18 protein-coding genes and 1 pseudogene are annotated in these 21946 nt (G+C 37.1%); 18 read left to right on the top strand and 1 reads right to left on the bottom strand.

The genetic code is table 11. The features are described from left to right. The first annotated feature begins 6 nt into the window (after positions 1-6). The 18 genes and pseudogenes from AC1RNS_RS19445 to AC1RNS_RS19360 all read left to right on the top strand — a co-directional run bounded on the left by AC1RNS_RS19445 (position 7) and on the right by AC1RNS_RS19360 (position 19133). Entirely contained in the window at positions 7-537 is a 531-nt protein-coding gene (locus AC1RNS_RS19445; protein ID WP_492995056.1) for a hypothetical protein, read from the top strand. A gap of 173 nt (positions 538-710) precedes the next feature. Next, positions 711-1478, top strand: a complete 768-nt coding sequence (locus tag AC1RNS_RS19440; protein ID WP_492995055.1) for a tyrosine-protein phosphatase — start codon at positions 711-713, stop codon at positions 1476-1478. A 136-nt stretch (positions 1479-1614) separates the two neighbouring features. Next, positions 1615-3000 (top strand): MATE family efflux transporter, encoded by a 1386-nt coding sequence (locus AC1RNS_RS19435; protein ID WP_492995053.1) that lies wholly within the window; start codon positions 1615-1617, stop codon positions 2998-3000. Further along, entirely contained in the window at positions 3001-3831 is an 831-nt protein-coding gene (locus tag AC1RNS_RS19430) for a putative RNA methyltransferase (RefSeq protein ID WP_492995052.1), read from the top strand. 94 nt (positions 3832-3925) lie between these two features. Further along, positions 3926-5844 (top strand): annotated as a pseudogene (locus AC1RNS_RS19425) (3'-5' exonuclease). Between the two features lie 85 nt (positions 5845-5929). Next, a complete protein-coding gene (locus tag AC1RNS_RS19420) occupies positions 5930-6538 on the top strand; it encodes a lysophospholipid acyltransferase family protein (RefSeq protein ID WP_492995051.1) in 609 nt (202 codons plus the stop codon). Between the two features lie 109 nt (positions 6539-6647). After that, positions 6648-7112, top strand: coding sequence for a low molecular weight protein-tyrosine-phosphatase (locus AC1RNS_RS19415; protein WP_492995050.1), 465 nt, complete (start codon positions 6648-6650; stop codon positions 7110-7112). 394 nt (positions 7113-7506) lie between these two features. Beyond that, positions 7507-8226 (top strand): YebC/PmpR family DNA-binding transcriptional regulator, encoded by a 720-nt coding sequence (locus AC1RNS_RS19410; RefSeq protein ID WP_492995049.1) that lies wholly within the window; start codon positions 7507-7509, stop codon positions 8224-8226. A 52-nt stretch (positions 8227-8278) separates the two neighbouring features. After that, on the top strand, positions 8279-9574 hold the full coding sequence (locus AC1RNS_RS19405; RefSeq protein ID WP_492995047.1) for an arsenic transporter: 1296 nt from the start codon (positions 8279-8281) through the stop codon (positions 9572-9574). 82 nt (positions 9575-9656) lie between these two features. Then, positions 9657-11408 (top strand): methyl-accepting chemotaxis protein, encoded by a 1752-nt coding sequence (locus AC1RNS_RS19400; RefSeq protein WP_492995045.1) that lies wholly within the window; start codon positions 9657-9659, stop codon positions 11406-11408. Positions 11409-11612: 204 nt separating this feature from the next. Then, positions 11613-13355 (top strand): methyl-accepting chemotaxis protein, encoded by a 1743-nt coding sequence (locus AC1RNS_RS19395; protein ID WP_492995043.1) that lies wholly within the window; start codon positions 11613-11615, stop codon positions 13353-13355. An 85-nt stretch (positions 13356-13440) separates the two neighbouring features. Beyond that, a complete protein-coding gene (locus tag AC1RNS_RS19390) occupies positions 13441-14016 on the top strand; it encodes a YdcF family protein (RefSeq protein WP_492995042.1) in 576 nt (191 codons plus the stop codon). Positions 14017-14090: 74 nt separating this feature from the next. After that, positions 14091-15788, top strand: a complete 1698-nt coding sequence (locus AC1RNS_RS19385) for a M3 family oligoendopeptidase (RefSeq protein ID WP_492995040.1) — start codon at positions 14091-14093, stop codon at positions 15786-15788. Between the two features lie 181 nt (positions 15789-15969). Beyond that, positions 15970-17079, top strand: coding sequence for an AI-2E family transporter (locus tag AC1RNS_RS19380; RefSeq protein WP_492995039.1), 1110 nt, complete (start codon positions 15970-15972; stop codon positions 17077-17079). A gap of 11 nt (positions 17080-17090) precedes the next feature. Further along, positions 17091-17714 carry an NUDIX hydrolase gene (locus tag AC1RNS_RS19375; RefSeq protein WP_492995038.1) on the top strand — a complete coding sequence of 208 codons (624 nt, stop codon included), beginning with the start codon at positions 17091-17093 and terminating at the stop codon, positions 17712-17714. A 110-nt stretch (positions 17715-17824) separates the two neighbouring features. Beyond that, the gene (locus AC1RNS_RS19370) at positions 17825-18289 is read left to right on the top strand and encodes a hypothetical protein (RefSeq protein WP_492995036.1); all 465 of its coding nucleotides are present in this window, start codon (positions 17825-17827) and stop codon (positions 18287-18289) included. A gap of 22 nt (positions 18290-18311) precedes the next feature. Beyond that, positions 18312-18503: a hypothetical protein gene (locus AC1RNS_RS19365; protein ID WP_492995034.1), complete on the top strand. Its 192-nt coding sequence runs from the start codon at positions 18312-18314 to the stop codon at positions 18501-18503. 21 nt (positions 18504-18524) lie between these two features. Then, positions 18525-19133 carry an alpha/beta hydrolase gene (locus AC1RNS_RS19360; RefSeq protein ID WP_492995033.1) on the top strand — a complete coding sequence of 203 codons (609 nt, stop codon included), beginning with the start codon at positions 18525-18527 and terminating at the stop codon, positions 19131-19133. A 51-nt stretch (positions 19134-19184) separates the two neighbouring features. Here AC1RNS_RS19360 and AC1RNS_RS19355 read toward each other — a convergent pair whose 3' ends face one another. After that, on the bottom strand, positions 19185-21293 hold the full coding sequence (locus AC1RNS_RS19355) for an MMPL family transporter (RefSeq protein WP_492995032.1): 2109 nt from the start codon (positions 21291-21293) through the stop codon (positions 19185-19187). Positions 21294-21946: the final 653 nt, after the last annotated feature.

Below are 21946 nucleotides of genomic sequence, written 5' to 3'. Positions count from 1 at the left end.
ATATGAATGCATATAATGAAATGTAAGACAGAAGAGGATTATGAAAAGTTTGCGATTTTCTTTTTGCAAAACAGAAATATGTTTGATGATATGTATCCCATTTTGGAGACTCTAGGAAGTTTATCAATCATGATAGAAGAAACAAATCTACTTCTCTTTTATAATACTCAACAGGAAGTAATCGCGGCAGCTAGCTATACGTTGGGATTACGGGAGGATCATTTTAAAAATAAAGAAATTGTCTTTATTGATTGTGCTCTATTAAAGAAAGAATATCAAAATAGCCGTTCCTTTGTTAATGGCTTTTCACAAATGCTCAAGCATATTTTAGAAGAACATAAGGAGGTAAAGGAAGTTCAATTTTATGCTTATCGTCACCATGAATATATCCATCGACTCTATAAAAAATTCGCTAATATAATAGGGGACAGTGAGGGATATTTCGGTATGCAGGATATTTTTTCGGTGGAGTTTGAAAAATTAATGCAATTTTTAGAAGGCTTTTATAAAAAAAGTGAAAATCAGAAAGATTTATGACGCGAGCGTAATTGGCAAATTGAAACTCCAACATCATTTTAAGGGATGATTGTTGGAGTTTTATTTTTAAGTAGTGAATAAATCTTTGAATTCATAGTGCAAAAATTGGTATTCTTTCGATTCGTTCTATAAAATAAAGATAATAATGCTTGCAATTATGGGAGGGGTAATGAATGAAACCGTTTGATGTGAAGGTTATTCCATTTGAAGCAGTCTATAATTTTCGTGATATGGGTGGGTATAAAGCGAGAGATGGTCGTGTCGTAAAGAGTCGCTTGTTTTTTCGCTCAGCAGCACTTGGTAAGATGACGACAGCGGATAAGCAGCTTTTTGAAACATTAGGTGTGAAAACGATATTTGACTATCGTGATAACCATGAAGCCCAAAACAATCCTAATCCCATTTTACCGCATGCTCACTATATTCAAATCCCTGCAAAGGGCAACCATGCTTTTGAGATGCCAACAAACACTGGTGGAAAAGATTTTTATAAGGTTGTTAGTCCAGAGATGTTCCAGGAATTTTATGCACAAATGCCTTTTAATAATGCTTCCTTTAAAGAGTTAATGACGATTATTCAAAACCCGAATAATCTTGGGCTGGTTCATCACTGTGCAGTTGGGAAGGATCGAACAGGTATCGGCGGTGCACTTATTTTACTGGCTTTAGATGTACCAGAGGAAACGATTATGGAAGACTATTTAGATACAAATCTACATCTACGTCCAATGGTTGAAAGAATGGCTCAGGCCATTCAACAACATTATAATGAACGAGAATTACAGCAATTTTATGCATTGATGTCTGCTCGGGAGGATTATTTACAGGCAGCATTCGATGCAATGGATAGACGGTATGGTTCAAAGGCTGCCTTTTTAGAGCAGGAATTCGGATTAACAGCAGATAAACGTAGGCAATTACAGGCTAATTGCTTAACATGATAGGAACCCCTTTCACATATGGTGAGAGGGGTTTTTAAGTGAAATAGGCTATTTTATTTCTAGAAAATTCTTTACAGTCATGAAATCTATGATAAGATACTATTTATTTTAATGGAAATAGGAGAAGTGAAATGTATTGGCAACTACAGTAAGAGAAAGTGATAGTAAAGACACAAACAAATTAAGCTTATTTCATTTAACTTGGCCGATTTTCTTAGAAGTATTTTTATTTATGTTAATGGGCCTTGCCGATACTTTTATGCTCAGCGCTTTATCTGATAATGCTGTATCAGGAGTTGGTGCAGCCAATCAATATATTCATATTGCGATTTTAATACTTGAAGTAGTTGGTAATGGTGCATCGATTGTTGTATCTCAATATTTAGGCTCAAGGCGTTTTTTTGAAGCTGCGAAAATATCAGCTTTGGCAGTTACGATGAACATGATTGTTGGAATCATTATGAGTGTACTTTTCTTCTTCTTTGCGAGCCATCTAATGACAATGATGAACTTACAAGGAGAAGTACTTAAATATGCACAAAGCTATTTAGTCATCATAGGAAGCTTTATTTTTTTACAGGCAATTATCAATGCATTAGCAGCAATAATTCGTGTGCATGGTTGGACAAAACAAACAATGTATGTATCACTAGGAATGAATGTACTACATGTTATTTTAAATTACGGTTTAATCTTTGGAAACTTAGGATTACCAGAGCTAGGTGTAAAGGGAGCAGCTATATCTTCTGTTATCAGCCGTGGATTAGCAGTTCTAGTGTTTTTCTGGCTGTTATATCAGGTGATGGAGGTAAGGGTGAAGCTAGAATATTATTTTGAGTTTTCAAAGGACTATATTCGAAAAATATTAAACATCGGTTTGCCTTCTGCATTTGAGCAGGTTCTTTATCAGTTCTGTCAGATAGTTTTCCTATACTATGCAACATATTTAGGAGCAGAGACATTGGCAGCGAGACAATATGCAATGAATATTTCAATGTTTACGTATTTATTTGCCATTGCAATTGGTACAGGAACAGCCATTATTATCGGCCGTTATGTCGGAGCTGGCAATAAGGATCAGGCCTATCAACAGCTTTGGAAAAGTGTACGTGCAGCCTTTGTATTTACATTTGCAATGGTTGCGATTGTAACAATCTTCCGTAAGCCATTAATGCATGTTTTTACGAATAATTCAGAGGTTATTGCTATTGGTGCCTCTGTATTAGCATTAAGTATTCTGCTTGAGACTGGGCGTACGATGAATATCGTGGTTATTAACTCATTACGTGCCTCCGGTGATGCTAGATTTCCTGTGAAAATTGGCTTTTTATCAATGGTTTGTATGAGTCTTCCATTGGGGTATTTATTTGTTTTTGTTTTAGATTGGGGTCTAGTAGGCATCTGGCTAGCGATATCAGCAGATGAATGGATGCGAGCGATTATCGTATACTTTAGATGGAAAAGTCGTAAATGGGAGCGTTATGCACTTGTTTCGCCATCAGAACAGAAGGAGGCACATTAAATGGGGGCACTTTCTAAACGAGCTGCAGCAGCGGCTTTAATGAATAAAAATTTATCACTTTTTGCTTGTCCGATTTGTCAGGAGTCCATGACAATACAGGAGCAAGGGAGAATGGTATGTTCGGCCAATCATTCTTTTGATATTGCCAAGCAAGGCTACATTAATATGCTGACACATGGAGCTGCTTCAAAATATAGCAAGAAGCTCTTTGAGTCTCGTAAGACGGTTATTGATAGTGGCATTTATGATGAAATTGAAGATAAAATTATAGAACTAATTGCTCCTGCACAAACAGTGCTTGATACTGGCTGTGGAGAGGGCTCACATTTAGCTCGTATAATGGCTGAGAAAAAAGGCATCGGTGTGGGGATTGATATTGCAAAGGAAGGTATACTTGCTGCATCTAGACATTATCCAGAACAGATTTGGTGTGTGGGTGATTTGGCAAAAAGTCCATTTGCAAAATCGAGCTTTGATGCCATTTTAAATATTCTATCACCTGCAAATTACGAAGAATTTAAACGTTTACTAGCTCCGGGTGGTTGTGTAGTAAAAGTTGTCCCTCAAAGTAAGTATTTACATGAGCTTCGAGCACAATTATATGCGGATTCAGACAAGGAGTCCTATTCAAATGACCAAATAGTTGCTCGTTTTAAAGAAAGCTTTATGGAAGTAAGCGTGAAGCGCATCACCTATACGACATCACTTGCTATTGAGCTAATCCCAGCATTGCTTGAAATGACGCCAATGGGGTGGCATAAAAAAGAAGGTGCTGCTATCCATTTATATGAAATCACGATAGATGTTGATGTATTAGTGGGCCGTGTATAATTATAAATAAATTTGGAAACTCCTGTGAAAAAAACAGGAGTTTTGTCGTTTCTGAAGAAGAAGTAAGTGAGGTAATAGAGATGGAGGTGTGCGTATGGCAATGACCATGCCGGAAACAATACGTTCCACAGCAACAACTGGTGAGCGCTTACTTTTTCGAACATTGAAGGAATATCTGCCTGATGATTATATTGTTTACTATGAGCCTGAAATATTAGGAAGAAGACCGGATTTTGTTATTTTAGGTCCTGATTTAGGGTTAATTGTACTTGAGGTGAAGGATTATACTAAGCATACCTTATTGCATGTTAATCAAGATACTTGTATGATTCGTTCTGCTAAAGGAAATCAAACAACGGTTAAAAGTCCATATAAGCAAGCAAAAGACTATATGTTCCATATTTGTGATGCACTAAAAAAGGATAAAGGTCTTGTGCAATTGGAAGGTAAATATCAATTTAAACTTAAATTCCCCTGTGGAGCAGGTGCGGTATTTACAAGAATGACACAAAGTGATTTTATTGAACATGATCTTTATAGTATAGTAGAGCCTAATTTTTGTTTAACTAGAGATGAAATTGATCCAGACTATGAAGGCTTTTCAGAGGAAAATCTCTTTGAAAAAATTATGAATATGTTCAGTATGCCATTCCGATTAAAGGAACCTCTATCTCCAGAGGATATCAATAGAATACGCTATCACCTATTCCCAGAGGTCAGAATAAGTGCGGAATTTAAAGCACCTGTCCCTTATCAAGATCAGTTATTGCTGTCATTGCATGATATCAAAACAATGGATTTACATCAGGAAAAGTTAGCAAAGCAAATTGGCGATAAAAATCGACTAATCCGTGGAGTAGCTGGGAGTGGTAAAACCTTAATTTTGGCAGCTAGAGCCAAGATTTTAGCTAAGCAGCATCCTGATTGGAAAATCCTGATTTTGTGCTACAATATTTCTCTCGCTAGGGCAATAGAGCAAATGATTTTTCATATGATGCACACCCCTGATAGTTTGTTTGATTTTGATTTTTCTCAAGGAACAGATGGCTTCCAAGAGAAATCTCAGCAAATACAAGTCCGCAATTTTCATGCATTTTTAAGAAAGGATTTAAAAACCTCTGAAGAAAGAATACCACTTTTACTAGAAAAGCTAGAGAAGGGAGAAGCTATCTTACCAAAATACGATGCTATTATGATTGATGAGGGGCAGGATTTTGAAGGTGAATGGTTAAAACTAGTGGCAAATTTATTAAATCCTGATACCATGTCACTACTCTTAGTTGAGGACCGTGCCCAATCAATATATAAACGAGCGCGCTCTTATATTCAAGATACAGGTTTAAGCTTCCAGGGCCGATCAAGAGTATTAAGTATTAATTATCGTAATACAGCTCAAATTGTGAAGTTTGCCTGGGATTTTTATCAACATTTCTCAGTACTTAAAAATAAGGTTGTGTCAAAGGAGATGGAGGGCGAAATTATTGCCCCGCAAAGTACAAGACGTAAAGGTGAAGAACCTGCAATAATTCGTCGGAATAATTTCTTTGAAGAGGCTCAAATTGTAGCATTACAAATTCGAAAATTGCATATTGAAAAGAAAATTCCATATCATGAAATCCTTATTTTATACAGGGTACGAAAGAGCAAGGGACAGGATTATGTAGCATTTTACAGCAGAAGTTACGGGAAATAAACATTCCGTATTATTGGATTGCAGAATCAGCTGACAGCAAACGTGCCTTTGAGCGCAATGAAGAATCGGTCAAAATTAGTACAATTGATAGCAGTAAAGGCTTGGATTTTCAAGTGGTATTTATCGTGAATCTTGATAATACACCTTGGTATCTAGAAAAAGATTTAGAACAGGAAGCTTCACGTCTCTATATTGGTATGACACGTGCAAAGCAATATTTATGTTTATCCTATTCAGGTGATTCTGCCTATACACAATATTTTGATGATATTGTTCTGACAAGAAGGACAATAGATAATAAAGATAGTTATAGCGGATAACTTCGAAAGGACTTATGCAATTGCAGTATACTGGTCTTTTCGATTACAATGGGGATAACTATTGAAATAAGGTAGGAATGAAACAGTGTATAAATTAGCAGCAAATGTTGTCAAAGTATTTTTAAAATTAATGGGCTCCAAGGCTCGCGTATATGGAGAAGAAAATTTACCAAAAGAAGGCGGGTATATTATTGCATGTACCCATACAGGTTATGTTGATATTTTAAATTTAGGGGTCGCGATGTATCCTAAAGAAATTCATTTTATGGCTAAAAAGCAATTGTTTGAAATGAAGGGACTTGGCTGGCTTATTAATCGTTTAAATGCCTTCCCAGTTGATCGTGATAATCCTGGTCCTAGTGTTATTAAAATTCCTTCACAGTTATTGAAAGAGGGTAAAATTGTGGGCATATTCCCTTCAGGTACAAGGAGTGCTGAGGGAACAGATTTAAAGCAGGGCGCCATTACAATAGCACAGCTATCCAAAGCGCCAATTGTACCAGCTGCTTATGTTGGGGCGCGTAATGTTGGTGACGTTTTTAAACGTGGAAAAGGTTATCTAATTTATGGTGAACCCTTTTATGTAACAGGGAAAGGCAAAGAAGGACGCGATGAATTTACACATCGATTAGAGCATGAACTAATGTCTTTAACAGAGGAATTAGAACAGCGCATTGCAGCAGGGAAAAAATAAAGTCACTGTTATTTTGAGAAGATTTACTGAACACTAGTAGATATTCAAATAAAAAGGCACTCAGAATCACGTTTGATTTTGGGTGCTTTGTTGTAGGAGGATTTGGAAATTGATTCATGTACTTTTTGTATGTTTGGGGAATATTTGTCGCTCTCCAATGGCGGAAGCAGTTATGCGTGATTTAGTTGAGAAGGAGAGCTTGACTCATAAAATAGCAGTAGATTCAGCCGCTACAAGCTCGTGGCATATTGGTGAGCCTCCTCACAAAGGGACTCAAGAGAAGCTTAAAGAATACGGCATCTCGATAAAAGGAATGCAAGGACGCCAATTGCACAAGGCAGACTTTGAAAAATTTGATTACATTATTGGTATGGATGAAAGTAATATACGTAATATTCGAGCAATGCTAGGCAATCCCGATTCGCCAAAAATTTTCCGTTTTTTAGATTTAACTGTCCATCAAAAAGATGTACCTGATCCATATTATACAGGGGATTTTCAAGAAACCTATGATTTAGTTTTAGAGGGCTGCTATGCTTTACTGGAAAAAATCAAAGGAGAACAGAAACTGTAGAATTCGATGGTTAGGTACCTTAATAACGAAAAATTTTACAATTTATTTTTTAGTGTTAAACATTGGTATACCTAGCTTTGCAAGCGTATTTTGTGTTATTATTTGCAGAGTAAAGATACGACAAGTATTTAACTTCTTTCAGCAGATGTTTCCCACCTCTATAGGTGGTGAGATGAATACGAATTTTATTTACTTTTTAGAGGGTGTCCAAACACCCGCTGAAAGAAGTTAAAGCCTCCGGCGGATGTCACGGAATCGAAAAGGAATTCTTTGTGTAGCACAAAGCCGATTCCAGACGCAATTATGCCTAGGCATAATTGATTTACCATATACAGGTGTGTAATTTCGCATCTATGATTTTGATAAACTTACATGTTGAAAGAGAGTGGAAACAATGGGTCGTAAGTGGAACAATATTAAAGAAAAGAAAGCGTCTAAAGACCAGAGCACAAGTCGCATCTATGCAAAATTTGGACGCGAAATTTATGTGGCAGCTAAATCGGGCGAACCAGATCCTGAATCAAACCGTGCGCTTAAAGTTGTTCTTGAACGAGCAAAAACATATAGCGTTCCTAAGCATATTATTGAAAAAGCAATTGAAAAGGCAAAGGGCGCTGGTGATGAAAGCTATGATGAATTACGTTATGAAGGATTCGGACCAGCAGGCACAATGATTATCGTCGATGCTTTAACAAATAATGTTAATCGTACAGCTTCTGATGTACGTGCAGCATTTGGTAAAAATAATGGGAACATGGGTGTAAGTGGGTCAGTTGCTTACATGTTTGATTCTACAGCAGTAATCGGTTTAGAGGGCAAGTCAGCAGATGAAGTTCTTGAAATTTTAATGGAAGCGGATCTTGATGCACGTGATATTCTAGAAGAAGAGGATACAGTTATTATTTATGCGGAGCCAGATCAATTCTTTGCTACACAAGAAGCTTTAAAAGCTGCTGGTGTACAGGAATTCACTATAGCAGAGCTGTCCATGCTTCCACAAACAGAGGTAGAATTAACAGGCGACGATATAGTTAAATTTGAAAAATTAATTGATGCATTAGAAGATTTAGAAGACGTACAAAATGTTTTCCATAATGCAGATTTAGGAGAATAATTAAGAAAACCAGTAGCATAAACGCTACTGGTTTTTAATTAGGAGGAGACCTGTGCAAACGGTTTTAGCAATTGTTTTATTTTTAGCAACATTATTTTTTGTAATAGTGCAGCCACGTCAATTATCTATAGGTTGGTCTGCCTGTATAGGGGCTCTACTTGCATTGGTACTAAAGATTGTTACTTGGCATGATGTTTTAGAGGTTACAGGCATAGTTTGGAATGCCACATTATCATTTATTGGAATTATATTAATCTCACTTATTTTAGATGAAATCGGTTTTTTCGAGTGGGCAGCTCTCCATATGGCACGGCTCGCAAAGGGCAGTGGTATTCGGTTGTTTATTTATATTGCCTGTCTTGGAGCTATTGTTGCAGCATTATTTGCTAATGATGGAGCAGCATTGATACTAACACCGATTGTTTTAGCTATGGTTCGTAAGCTACATTTAACTGAAAAAATGATTTTTCCATTCATTATTGCGAGTGGCTTTATAGCAGACACAACTTCACTACCCTTAGTCATTAGTAATTTAACAAACATTGTGTCAGCAGATTATTTTGATATAGGTTTTATGGAGTATGCCTTACATATGATAGTACCCAATATCATTTCATTATTGATAAGCGTTGTTGTACTTTATTTAGTTTTCCATCGTTCAATTCCCAAAGTCTATTCCTTAGAGGCAGTTGAAAACCCGAAACTAGCAATTCGTGATCAAAAATTATTTTCACTTTCTTGGTATGTGATAGCTATTCTATTACTAGGTTTCTTTACAAGTGAGCTTTTAACAATCCCAGTATCCTTTATTTTATGTGGTGTAGCAGCAATATTTTTCTGGCTTGCGCGCAAAAGTGAGACGGTCGATACAAAGCGGGTTGTGAAAGGAGCACCATGGAATATTGTGTTCTTTTCTATTGGGATGTATGTGGTGGTTTACGGCTTGAAAAATGTGGGGATGACGGGATTACTTGCAGATCTATTAGAGCATGCTGTTCAACAGGGATTAGTTGTCTCGACAATTACGATGGGGTTTGTCGCAGCGATATTGTCAGCTGTCATGAATAACTTACCTACTGTTATGATCGATGCGTTAGCCATTGCGGAGACGAATGCTACAGGGATTATAAAAGAAGGGCTAATTTATGCGAATGTCATTGGCTCCAATTTAGGTCCAAAAATGACACCGATTGGCTCACTTGCAACATTGTTATGGCTGCATATATTGGCGAAGAAGGATATTCAAATAAGCTGGGTACAGTATATGAAGATAGGTATAATTCTAACAATTCCTACCCTTTTCGCTACCTTACTAGCATTAGTTGCTTGGTTAACCCTAATATCATAGAAATGAAGTCGAAATAGTTGAAAAAATAACTCAATAGGTAATAATAAGTAATTAGTATATTAGTAAACTAACGGAGGAAAGTATGCGCGCGACGGGGAAATTAAGCAATAAGATAGTATTAATATCATTTTTTATGTTACTAGCTTTGTTAATTTTTTTTATTCTAACTACTATTTATGTAACAAAATCATCAGTGAATAAAACAATGGGCTCACAGGCAGTAGCAGTTGCAGAAAACATTGCTAATCATTTAAATGCAGATGATTATAGTAAACTATCAAAAAATCCTACCGAGTCTGAATTGTATTGGCAGTTACGTGAAGGGCTAAATGATTTACGTGAAAAAAATGGTGTGTTATACGCCTATACTTTTGGGGTACCAGAGGATGATAAAAAGGTAAGATTTTTAGTGGATGGTATGCCTGCAGATGATCAAGAAAATGCAGGTCTTATTGGCGATGAGTCCTCATCAACTTTTTATGGGGATCTTGAAAAAGTAATGAAGTCAGGTAGCTATTACTCAGATATTTTGCATAGTGAATTTGGTGATTATTTATCAGGAACTGTACCATTGAAAGATGCATCTGGTAAAATTGTTGCCTTTGTTGGGGTTGATATTGAAGCCACGCAGGTAAGTGGTACAGCGAACCTTGTATTAACCTCTACTCTCCCTGCTTTGATTGTTGTGATTATAGTGTTAACTGGAATTGTGATTTTTGTGATGTATAGCTATATAAATCATGCATTGAGACCACTAGCAGTTTTGGGAATGGCTGCAGAAAGCTTTGCACAAGGAGATATTGTCAAGGCTACGATAGAAGTCAATAAAATTCACTTAAAAGGGAAAAATGAGATTACAATTTTTGCACATGCTTTCCAAGAATCCTTAAAAAAATTAAAAGAAACCTTACAGATGATTCAACAACGAACTTCAGCATTACAGGAGGTTGTGAGTAAAATTGATGAAACCTCACAACATGTCGAGGCATCCAATTCTCAAATTGCTAATCGAATAATTGAGATCGCTGCTGGTAGTGAGCAGCAACAGCAAAACAACCAAGAAGTTGTGTTAACCATGAACGAAATGTCGATTGGTATTCAACGCCTAGCTGATACAACTTCAGAAATTGCTGAGTCATCCTCGGCTATGACAGAGCTAGTAGAGACAAGCGTTCATCATTCACAGAAGGTTGTATCTCAAATACAAAACGTAGAGTCATCTGTTTTACGTACTGCTGGTCATGTGAAAGACATGGGCGAAAAATTCCAATCAATTGAAGAAATGGTATCTATTATTACGAGTATTGCCGACCAAACGAATTTACTGGCGTTAAATGCAGCGATTGAAGCAGCAAGAGCTGGAGAGGCTGGCAAAGGGTTTGCTGTAGTGGCTGATGAGGTTCGTAAATTGGCAGAGATGTCTAAAGCATCTGCCGACGATATCCACAATCATCTAGCTAGTTTTAAGCTGATAACAGAGCGTGCTCTACAGGAAATGTCTAATAGCACGATCGATGTGCAGGCTGGTAATACAGCAGTTCAACAAATAGGGGATAGCTTAACGAAAATTTTGAACTCAGTCGTTGGAGTGAACAATAAAATTCAAGATGATTCAGCTGTCATCGAGGAAATGTCTGCTGGCTCAGAAGAAATATTAGCGACAACAGAGCAAATGAAGGATATTGCACAGCATAGTTCACAAGGAACGAAGGAAGCAGCAGCCGCGTCAGATTTACAAGTATCAATGGTGACCCAATTAAATGAGATTGTCAATACGTTGGACCAAACATCTAAGGAAGTTATAAAAGCAATCCATACATTTAAATTAGGATAAAAGTCAAAAAACTATTTTTCAATGGGGGCTTTCCCTGTAGAAAGATAGCTTTTTTTTAAGCATAAAAGTATGAATATAAGCATATTTGTGTAAATAATCAAATAATTCGCGCATAAATGCGTTTTACCCATTGTGAAAATTTTCAAACCATAACATAATATATAATAATACATTTGGTGAACGAGGAAAAAAGGGGGTCAAAGCATGAGGTTTTTACGTTCGATACAGGGGAAACTGATTATCATTTCACTAGCATTATTAATAATACCTAGTTTAATTATTGGCTTAGTTAGCTATGGTAAAGCGAAAAATGGTATGGAAGATATTGGGGAGCAAGTTATTAAAAATAGTGTTGAATCTGCTTTGCAATTAATCGAGCTCGCAAATGAAAGTGTAGAAAAAGGGGACATCCCTTTAGGGGAAGCACAGGAGCGAGTGCGTGAGGCATTTCTCGGACCAAAGGATAGTGAAGGAAAGCGACCAATTAATTATCCTGGAGATTTAGGAGAGTACGGTTATATCTATGTCTTAGATGACAAGGGGACATTAACAACTCACCCAACTAGAGAAGGGGATAATCTGTGGGGTGATCAGGATAGCAGCGGTAATTATTTTATTCGTGAAGTAACAGAAAAAGCACTTGCGGGAGGAGGCTTTACGGAGTATGAATTTGAGCTACCTGGTCAAGATGTATTAGCTGATAAAATTATTTATTCTGCGAAGGATCCTCACTGGGGATGGATCATAGCATCAGGTACATATATGCAAGACTTTAATAAGGAAGCTAATTCATTATTATTTGTTATTGGCATTACGTTATTAGGAGCCGCCATTATTGGAACAGCAATTGTTATAATGGTTTCTAGACATTTAGCCGTCCCTGTTCAAAAGTTATCTAAGCGTGTGCGTGAAGTAGCCAGAGGAAATCTCACTGTAGAAATTGAAGATTTACAACGCTCGGATGAAATTGGGCAGCTAAATGAAGGCTTTAATGAAATGGTCGATCAATTGAAAACGTTAATTACGGATGTAGAGGAAGCCATTGTAGAGATTCAATCAACATCGTCAAATTTAACATCTGTAGCAGAGGAGACAAATGCTTATGGAGATGAAATAGTAAAAGCAATTAATGAGGTTTCAAAAGGTGCTGTCAAGCAAGCTTCAGATTCTGAGGATACAAATCGAACGGCTATTAATTTTGCACAGCAGATTGAAGTACTGCATGATAAAAATGAATTAATACTCGATGCCTCTCAACATATGAAACAGTCTAATCAGGAAGGGCTTGTCAACTTAACTGGTTTAAAAGAGAAATCACAAGAATCTTCTGCATTAATTCACACTGTACAATCAGTATTCAGCAGTTTAATTGAGAAGGTAAGAGAAATAGAAGGGATTGTCGGTACGATTACAGAAATTTCGGATCAAACAAATCTACTTGCATTAAATGCATCCATTGAGGCAGCCAGAGCTGGTGAACATGGTAAGGGATTTGCTGTTGTGGCAGAGGAGGTAAGGAAGCTTGCTGACCAAACATCGGTTGCAACAGAACTAGTTCGAACAACCTTAAAGGGAATTGAAAGCGAAACCAATTTAGTAAACGACGAGATGAAGAAAACAAATGTCATTGTTCGTCAGCAAAATGACTCTGTGGCTATTACTGAATCCTCCTTTAGGGAAATTGAATTAGCGGTAGAGAAAATTATTGCAGTCATTGGGGATATGACTGAGGGCGTAGCCTATTTAAATAACTCGAAGAATCACATTATGCACTCTATTGAAAGTATTGCCATGATAAGTGAGAAAAATGCTGCTGCATCAGAGGAGGTAACAGCCTCCGTTGATGAGCAACAGCGTGCAATTCAACTTGTTAGTGAATCTTCGAATGATTTAACGGACGAAATAACGGCATTACAAGAATCGATTAAACGCTTTATATTAAGATAATTTAACAGGATGTTTGTACCGTAGCCTAGTACAAGCATCCTTTTTCTTTACCTAACGTTATTAAAAGGTAAGGGAGGAAAATATCATGAAAAAATGGATGATGAGACTAGGGATACTAGGTATTGCCATATGTATTGGCATTTATATTTGGCTGGGTGAAGAGATGAAAGAAGGCGTTCAGCCAGCTGCAAACGGAAAAGCTGCATACATGATTGTGCTGGGAGCAAAGGTAAAACCAGGGGGCATTCCATCGCTTTCATTGAAAAATAGATTGGAAGAGGCTGCGGAGTATCTAAAGAAATACCCACATGTCCAAGTAATTGTTTCTGGCGGTCAAGGGCCAGATGAAGATCAGACAGAGGCTTCCGTTATGCTTGAATATTTACTAAACAATGGCATTGAAGCTAGCAGGATAGTAATGGAAGACAAATCTACATCAACCTATGAAAATCTACTATTTTCAAAAGAACTACTGCCGGAGAAAACGAAGAAGGTTACGATTGTTTCCAATGATTTTCATTTAAAGCGAGCAAAATATTTAGCCGAAACATTGGATTTAGAAGTAGATGTGGTGGCGGCTAAAACACCAAAGTCAGTAGAAGCTAAGTTAAAGCTACGGGAAAGAGCAGCACTATTAAAAACATATATAATTGGCTATTAAATTGTTTCTTAATACTAGATATTTGGCATATAATAGAAATATAACGGTGTATGCGACAGAAAGAGGGGACTTCTATGAAAACGTTTAAAGACTATGAATACCATCGTCCAAATATTGAAGAAATGAAAGAGCGGCAATTATCTTTAATTGAGCAATTTAAACATGCGCGAACGAAGGATGAGCAAAGCAGCATCATTCAACAACTAAACGCTTTAAGTAATGATTATGCCACAATGGCGAATTTAGTGTATATTCGTGCATCAATTGATACAAATGATGAATTTTATCAAGCAGAGCGTGATTATTTCGATGAAGTGGGTCCCGAGCTAGAAGAGGTAACTACAGAATATTATAAAGCATTGATTGCTTCTCCATTCCGTGAACAATTAGAGAATAAATGGGGACAGCAGCTATTCGATTTAGCAACTTATCAAATAAAAGGCTTTTCACCAATAGTCATTGATTTAATGCAAAAGGAGAACAAGCTTGTATCAGAATATAATAAACTAGTAGCTTCTGCGCAGATTGATTTTAATGGCGAAACATTAACACTTGCTCAGCTTGGACCATATGCAGAGTCTACTGATCGTGAAATACGTAAATCAGCAACAGAAGCACGCTTTGGTTTTTTTGCTGAGCATGAAGAAGAATTTGATAGACTCTATGATGAGCTTGTAAAGGTACGTCATGAAATTGCTGTTAAATTAGGCTATAAAAACTATGTGGAGCTAGGCTATGTTCGCATGAATCGCATTGATTATAATGCAGATATGGTGAAGAAATTCCGCGATCAGGTTCGCGATTTAATAGTACCAGTTGCTTCTGAGCTGTATGAGCGTCAGGCAAAGCGTATCGGTATTTCTGATTTTAAATTCTATGATGAAGCGTTAAACTTTTTATCTGGAAATGCAACACCAAAAGGTGATCCAGACTGGATTGTTGAGAACGGTAAAAAAATGTATGAGGAGTTATCACCTGAGACAGGTGAATTCTTCAATTTCATGATTGATCATGAATTAATGGATTTAGTAGCGAAGAAAGGGAAAGAAAGCGGTGGATATTGTACATTTATCGAAAACTATCATTCACCATTCATCTTCTCAAACTTTAATGGTACTTCAGGTGATATAGATGTATTAACACATGAAGCAGGACATGCCTTCCAAGTGTATTCAAGCCGTGACATCGGTATCCCAGAGTACTTATGGCCAACATTTGAATCTTGTGAAATTCACTCGATGAGTATGGAATTTTTTACATGGCCTTGGATGGAACTGTTCTTTAAAGAGGATACAGAGAAATATAAATTTACACATTTAAGCAGTGGTCTTTTATTCTTACCGTATGGTGTTGCGGTAGATGAGTTCCAGCATGTTATATACGAAAATCCAACAATGACACCAACTGAGCGTAAGGCAGCATGGAAGAAAATTGAGGAAACGTATTTACCGCATCGTGACTATGATCATAATGGCTACCTTGAGGCAGGAGGAATTTGGCAGCGTCAGGGTCACATTTATGCAAGCCCATTCTATTATATTGACTACACGCTAGCACAAATTTGTGCCTTCCAGTTCTGGAAACGCTCAAGAGAAGAGTTTGAGGAAGCTTGGAAGGACTATATTCATTTATGTGGGTTAGGTGGTTCTATGTCCTTCACGAAGCTTGTAAAAGAAGCTGGGTTAATATCGCCATTTGAAGATGGATGTGTTGAATCTGTTATTGGGGAAATTAAGGCATACCTAAATTCTATAGACGACGTGGCACTATAAATTTTATACAATTAACTATTTAAATTCGTGACACTTTCACTGGATAAATACTTGTGAAAGTGTCACGAATTTTTTAGTTGAGAATGGATAGTAAATTTTATTTTGATAATCAATACTAGGATACTTGCGAAATGGTTTATATATCAGTAGTATTTTCAGTAACTGTGAAAAAAGGAAGTGAATGAGAGTGACAAGAAAAGTTTGGTTTCAAGTAGGCGTAGGGATATTATTAACACTACTAATCATTAAATATTTTGTGGAGATTCATTGGATTTTTTCACCGCTAGTCATCCTATTAAAAGCAATTTTTGTGCCTCTATTACTTGGTGGAGTTTTATACTACGTGACAGAGCCAATTCAGCGATTTTTGGAAAAACGTAAATTCCCGCGGTGGGCAAGTATATTAACAATTATTATAGGGTTGATTGCTATTGCAGGTATCTTTGGATGGATTGTAGGAAATCCGATTGCAGAGCAGGTCAATAAATTAGTAAAGAATGCACCTATGATTAGTGCAAATATAAGTGCAAGTATTAGCATGAGTATTCAAGATGCAACGGACTATTTGTTGCAAAATAAGGATAACTTCCCAACACAGTTAAAAGATATTATTGATAAAATGGCAAATTCTGTACAGGATATTGCTGTAGTTGCGAGTAAAGGGCTTGTCTCCTTCTTACAATCTATAGTGTCTGTCTCCTTATTAGCTATTTTAATTCCATTCTTCTTTATTTTTATGTTGAAGGATCACGAAAAATTTGCGCCTTCAATTTATAAATATTTCAGTGGTGAACGTCGTGAATGGATTAAAAAAACGTTAAGTGAAATTGATGATGTTCTACGTAGCTATATTCAAGGACAACTGCAAATTAGCTTTTTATTGGCGCTTATTATGTACGTTGGGTATTTAATTATTGGTTTGGAGTATTCATTGCTCCTTGTCATATTCGCTTTCTTTATGAATATGATTCCGTTTATAGGACCTTGGATTGCCTTTACACCAGCTTTAATTGTGGCAGTAATTCAGGATCCTGTGCTTGTAATATGGGTATCGGTTGTCACACTTGTTGCGCAGCAAATTGATAGTAATTTTATAACACCAAACGTTATGGGAAAAACACTCGATATACATCCTTTAACAGTTATCACGATAATTTTAGCAGCAGGTAATATTGCAGGCTTTATCGGAATTATTATTGCTGTGCCATTTTATGCCGTATTAAAGGTTATCGTATCTAATATTTACGATCAACGTAACGCCATTAAGAAAAGGGCTACGAAGTCAGTTTAGGAGTCGAAAAAATGGAACAAGAAATTGTGAAGGTTTTTAATGAGCAGCATGAACAAATTGGAACAGCAACGAGAGATGAGGTACATGAGAAAGGGCTGTGGCATGAAACATTCCACTGCTGGCTTGTCAATGAGAACTATATCTATTTTCAAATCCGCAGTGCGCAAAAAAAAGATTACCCAGGGTTGTTGGATATAACAGCAGCAGGGCATTTATTAGCGGTTGAAACAGTTGAATCAGGCATTCGGGAAGTGAAGGAAGAGCTGGGCCTTGCTATCAATGTAGATGATGTTGTAAAAATGGGCATGACATCCTGTAGTATAGTTTCAGAAAATATGATCGACAATGAATTTTGCCATGTTTACATATATCCATTCAAACATGATTGGAATTCTTTTGATCTTCAATATGAGGAAGTGTCAGGGGTTGTTAGAGCGAATTTGAATGAGGCAGAGGCCTTCTTTTTAGGAAAAACGGCCACTCTTAATATTGAAGGCTATGAATACTTCCCAGACGGTCAGCGAGCAAAAATTGTGCGTCCAGTAAGTACTGCACAATTTGTTCCATATCGAGAACTATATGTAGCACATGTGATTCAGTTTGTAAAAGATAAGATGTTTAATAAAACAACATAAGTAAAAATAGGACAAGCCATTAATTAATTGTGCTTGTCCTATTTCGCTTCGTTATAACAGAAAAAATAAGTTATACTGTAGGGAGATTGTATAGAAAAGGAGCATTTTATATGCTAACATTTGAACAAAAACAAGATATCATCGAATCATTTTCTGAGCTTACAAAGAAGGAGATTTCTTTAAAACGCTTAAATTATCATTTTATGGACAGTCTGTATGAAAAGACCATTGTTGTAGAAAAGCTTCATCCAAATGGCAACGGATTTGTCTTTGTTGGAGATTTATTGCGTTATGAGGAAGAAGCGAATGATAAAGGCTTAGTGAATATTCGTGATTATGATGAGCAACGACTTCGTGAAATTATTGAAGATGCTATTCAATATTTATCAGAGGAAGAAGATGAACAAGAGCCGATTGTTGAGATATGGCAAAGCAGAGACAATGTACAATTAAAGCTAGCCTTTGAGCAGCGTTCTTGGAATGTTTATCATGGAGAAAATTTAGAAGAAGCTTTTGGTACGTATGATGCTGCGAAAGAATATTTACTAGAAGAAGGTTTTCGTAATAAGAAATAAGTAGTTCGGGGGAACATGGTCAATGAATGGAAAAAAATTAGTGGGAATAGTTATTGTGGTTGTTGTCGCGGCATGTTTATTTTCAGTTTTCACGATTACTAAATTTTATAAAGACCACAAGGAACAGCCAAATAGTGAAAATCGTGAAATAAATAAGTCAAAGAGCTTGAATTTAATTTTACCACAGGCTACAATTATCTCGAATTCAAGATAATTGAGAGGTGGACTGTTGTTTATGCAGCACGTTTTTTATAAAGGAACAGATGAAACAAAGCCAGTATTGTTGTTATTGCATGGTACAGGCGGAAATGAAGAGAGCCTAATTGGTCTTGCAAGGGAAATTGATGAAACTGCAAGCATTTTAAGCGTTCGTGGGAATGTGTTAGAGAATGGCATGCCGCGCTTCTTTCGTCGTTTAGCAGAGGGTGTTTTTGATATAGAGGATTTAGTCTTCCGTACAAAGGAATTATATGACTTTTTATCAGAGGCAGCACAGCAGTATGAATTTGATGGCAGCCGAGTTGTAGCTATTGGCTATTCAAATGGTGCAAATATTGCAGCAAGCCTATTATTCCATTATGAGGATGCTTTAGCAGGCGCTATTTTACATCATCCGATGGTACCTAGACGAGGTATAGAACTACCAAAGCTTTCATCTATTCCTGTCTTTATCAGTGCTGGTACGAATGATTCAATGTGTACTGCGCAGGAATCAGAGGATTTAGAGACACTTTTAACCTCAGCGGGTGCAAATGTGACGACTAAATGGTTTAATTTTGGCCACCAGCTAACTATGCCTGAGGTAGTAGCAGCAAAAGAATGGTATAACAACATTTATGCATAATAGGAAAAATCCGCAGCCTTTAAAAGGAAGCGGATTTTTTATAACTATTATTTATTTTTTTCTAGCGAAGGGTAGCCACCAGTTCCAATCACCAAACAGCTTCATAAGACTAGGTACGAGCATGAGACGGATAATGGTTGCATCGATAGCAACGGCAATGGCTATACCTACACCAATTTGCTTAACAGGCATGACATCTGTGAAGGCGAAGGCACCTGTAATAACAATCATAATAAGGGCAGCTGATGTAATAATCCGACTGGTAGAAGTAAGTCCATCAATTGTGGCGCGTGTATTATCTGCCCCTTTTAAATATTCCTCTTGGATACGTGAAATTAAAAAGACTTCATAGTCCATACTTAAGCCGAACACAAGACAGAAAACAATAACTGGGATAATCAGGACAATTGAACCCGCATCGATACCAAAATGTCCATATTGGAAAATATAAACGAGTATTCCAAAGGCAGAAGAAAGACCAATAATGTTCATAATAATCGCCTTTAGCGGAATTAACACGGAACGAAAAGCGAGCATTAAAATAAAGAATGTTGAAATGAGAATAATTGATATAGCCAATACAATTTTATTGGCAATTTCATCAAAGATTTCTTGATTGAATTTTGCTTGTCCTCCAAGTGCAAAATTGACACCCAAATCCTTATCTTTCCACGCTCGTGCGAATTTTTGCGCAGTAGATGAAGAACCGGCTGCATCTAATGTAATTGGGATAAATAGCTGAGTTTTTTTAGAGAACGTACTTAGAACGGGCTGTAATTGTTCTGCCATCTGTGGAATTTCCAAGGAAGCATTCAACTCCTCAGGTGTTTTGATTTTAGCAGCCGTATAAATCGTTGACACATTGGTCACTAATGGATCAGCAAGTAGTTTTTCCTGAATAGTATATATAAGCTCTCTTGCCTCATTATCCTCCCAGCCTTCCTTTCGTTCAGCAAGCAAGTATAATGTTGAGGTTTCGCCAAGCCCAAATGTATCATCTAATTTATCATAGGCAGTACGTGCATCATATTTAGTCGGTAATGAGTCCACCTGAGGTATTTTTAGTTGGATATCCTTCAATGGAATCATACCAATACCTAATAGTATTAGTGCAACAATAACAATCGTGACTGGATATTTCATAACAAAGCCTGCAAAGCCACGCCAACGATTTGCCCCACCAGGCTTAACACGTATTAAACGCCATTTATTTAGACGATCTCCTAATAGCATCATCGTGGCAGGTAGTAATGTAAGGCCAGAAAGCACTGCCAGTAATACCACAATAGTGCCACCCAATGCGATATTATGGAATATTTCAACGCCAATTACTATCATCGCGCCCAAGCCAATCATCACACAAACTGCAGAAAAAATAATAGATCTTCCAGCGGTTTGTATAGCGATTTGTATGGCCTCAGGGATGGATGTATGGGCACGTTCTTCACGATAACGGTTAATAAACAATAGGGCAAAATCAATACTTAATGCTAGTCCAAGCATCGGTACAATATTTAAGACAAAGATCGATAAATTAACATTACCGCTAAGCAATGTCATAACACCAAACGCAGTTACAACTGTGACAACCCCGATAATAATTGGTAGTACAGAGGCTACAACAGTTCCAAAAGCGAGTAATAGGACTATAATGGCAATCGGCAAGCCAATTGCTTCTGCTGATGCTAAATCCTTTTGACTTGCTGTATTAATGTCTGCCGAAATAACAGGTCCACCTGTTACAGTCACACCATCTTTTTCAATTAAAGAACGAATATCCTTCACAATATCAGTTAGATTATCAATATCATTTTTCAGATGAATCATAGCATAGGCAATGCCGTTCTTTTGTAAAGAGGCATCATCGAGTGGTGACTGAATGGAGTGGATCTCCTTGATGTTATCTAACTTTTTTAAAGTATCTTGAATTTCCTTATCCTTAGCTGGATCAAAAACAACCAAAATAGTATCTGAAGGTAAATCAAAATTTTCGGCTAGCTCTTTTGTGACATAGGTATGATCTCCTTCCACAAAAAAACCATCTCCTTGCAACTTACTTGGAAGTTGTATGGCGAACACAGCCATTGCAATAAAAATTACGAGCCAAATAGCTACGATAGCTTTAGCATGTGCTGTTATAAAAGCTGAAAAAGTTTTCATAGTCGTGTAGCATCCCCCTTTTCAAATAGTGTAAAGGATGTGTCACATTTTGTCGTGTGACAATGTTAAGACTCCTGCCCACTAATGAACAAACGTCTCATGTTGTTGAAAAACTATGATGTCAAATTTAAAAGTATAGCTGCATAACGAGAGGTTGATCTCCGTTTCGACTGAGTGCTTTCCTGGGGGCGTCCGATGAGCCGCTTCACTCGCGTTGTGATCCCCGAGGAGTCACTCAGTCTACACTCCAATCAACCACTGCTCATAGTATTTTCTTATGGCATCTCACACTAATGTATAGCGATAAAACGAAATCTCAGCAACAAAGTGGCTCTTAGTGGTAGGACATTTGGTAGAAGTGTGTCACTGTTATATCTATGATGGTGAGTAACCAAGCTTACTTTACATTTGAGATGAAGAAAATATATAAAGGTCTACACTAATGCTAATTGGTGTGCAAGTCTACTCTACAGGCTCGTTGCTCGCTCACAGGAAGCTTTACTATGCAAAAAAGCGAAGTGTCAGCGGCAAACGAGTAGCCTGAAACGGAGATCATTTTCATTTTTCCACAATATCACAAAGTTTTCCTTGAGCATTTTGTTTTTCAACAACAAGACTCCTGTCCAATAAGAACAGGAGTCTTCATATGCAAG

The organism is Lysinibacillus sp. GW821-FHT14F06 (assembly GCF_058803665.1).
Note: the sequence above shows the minus strand (reverse complement) of the source record. Positions and strands in the feature narration are given on the sequence as shown.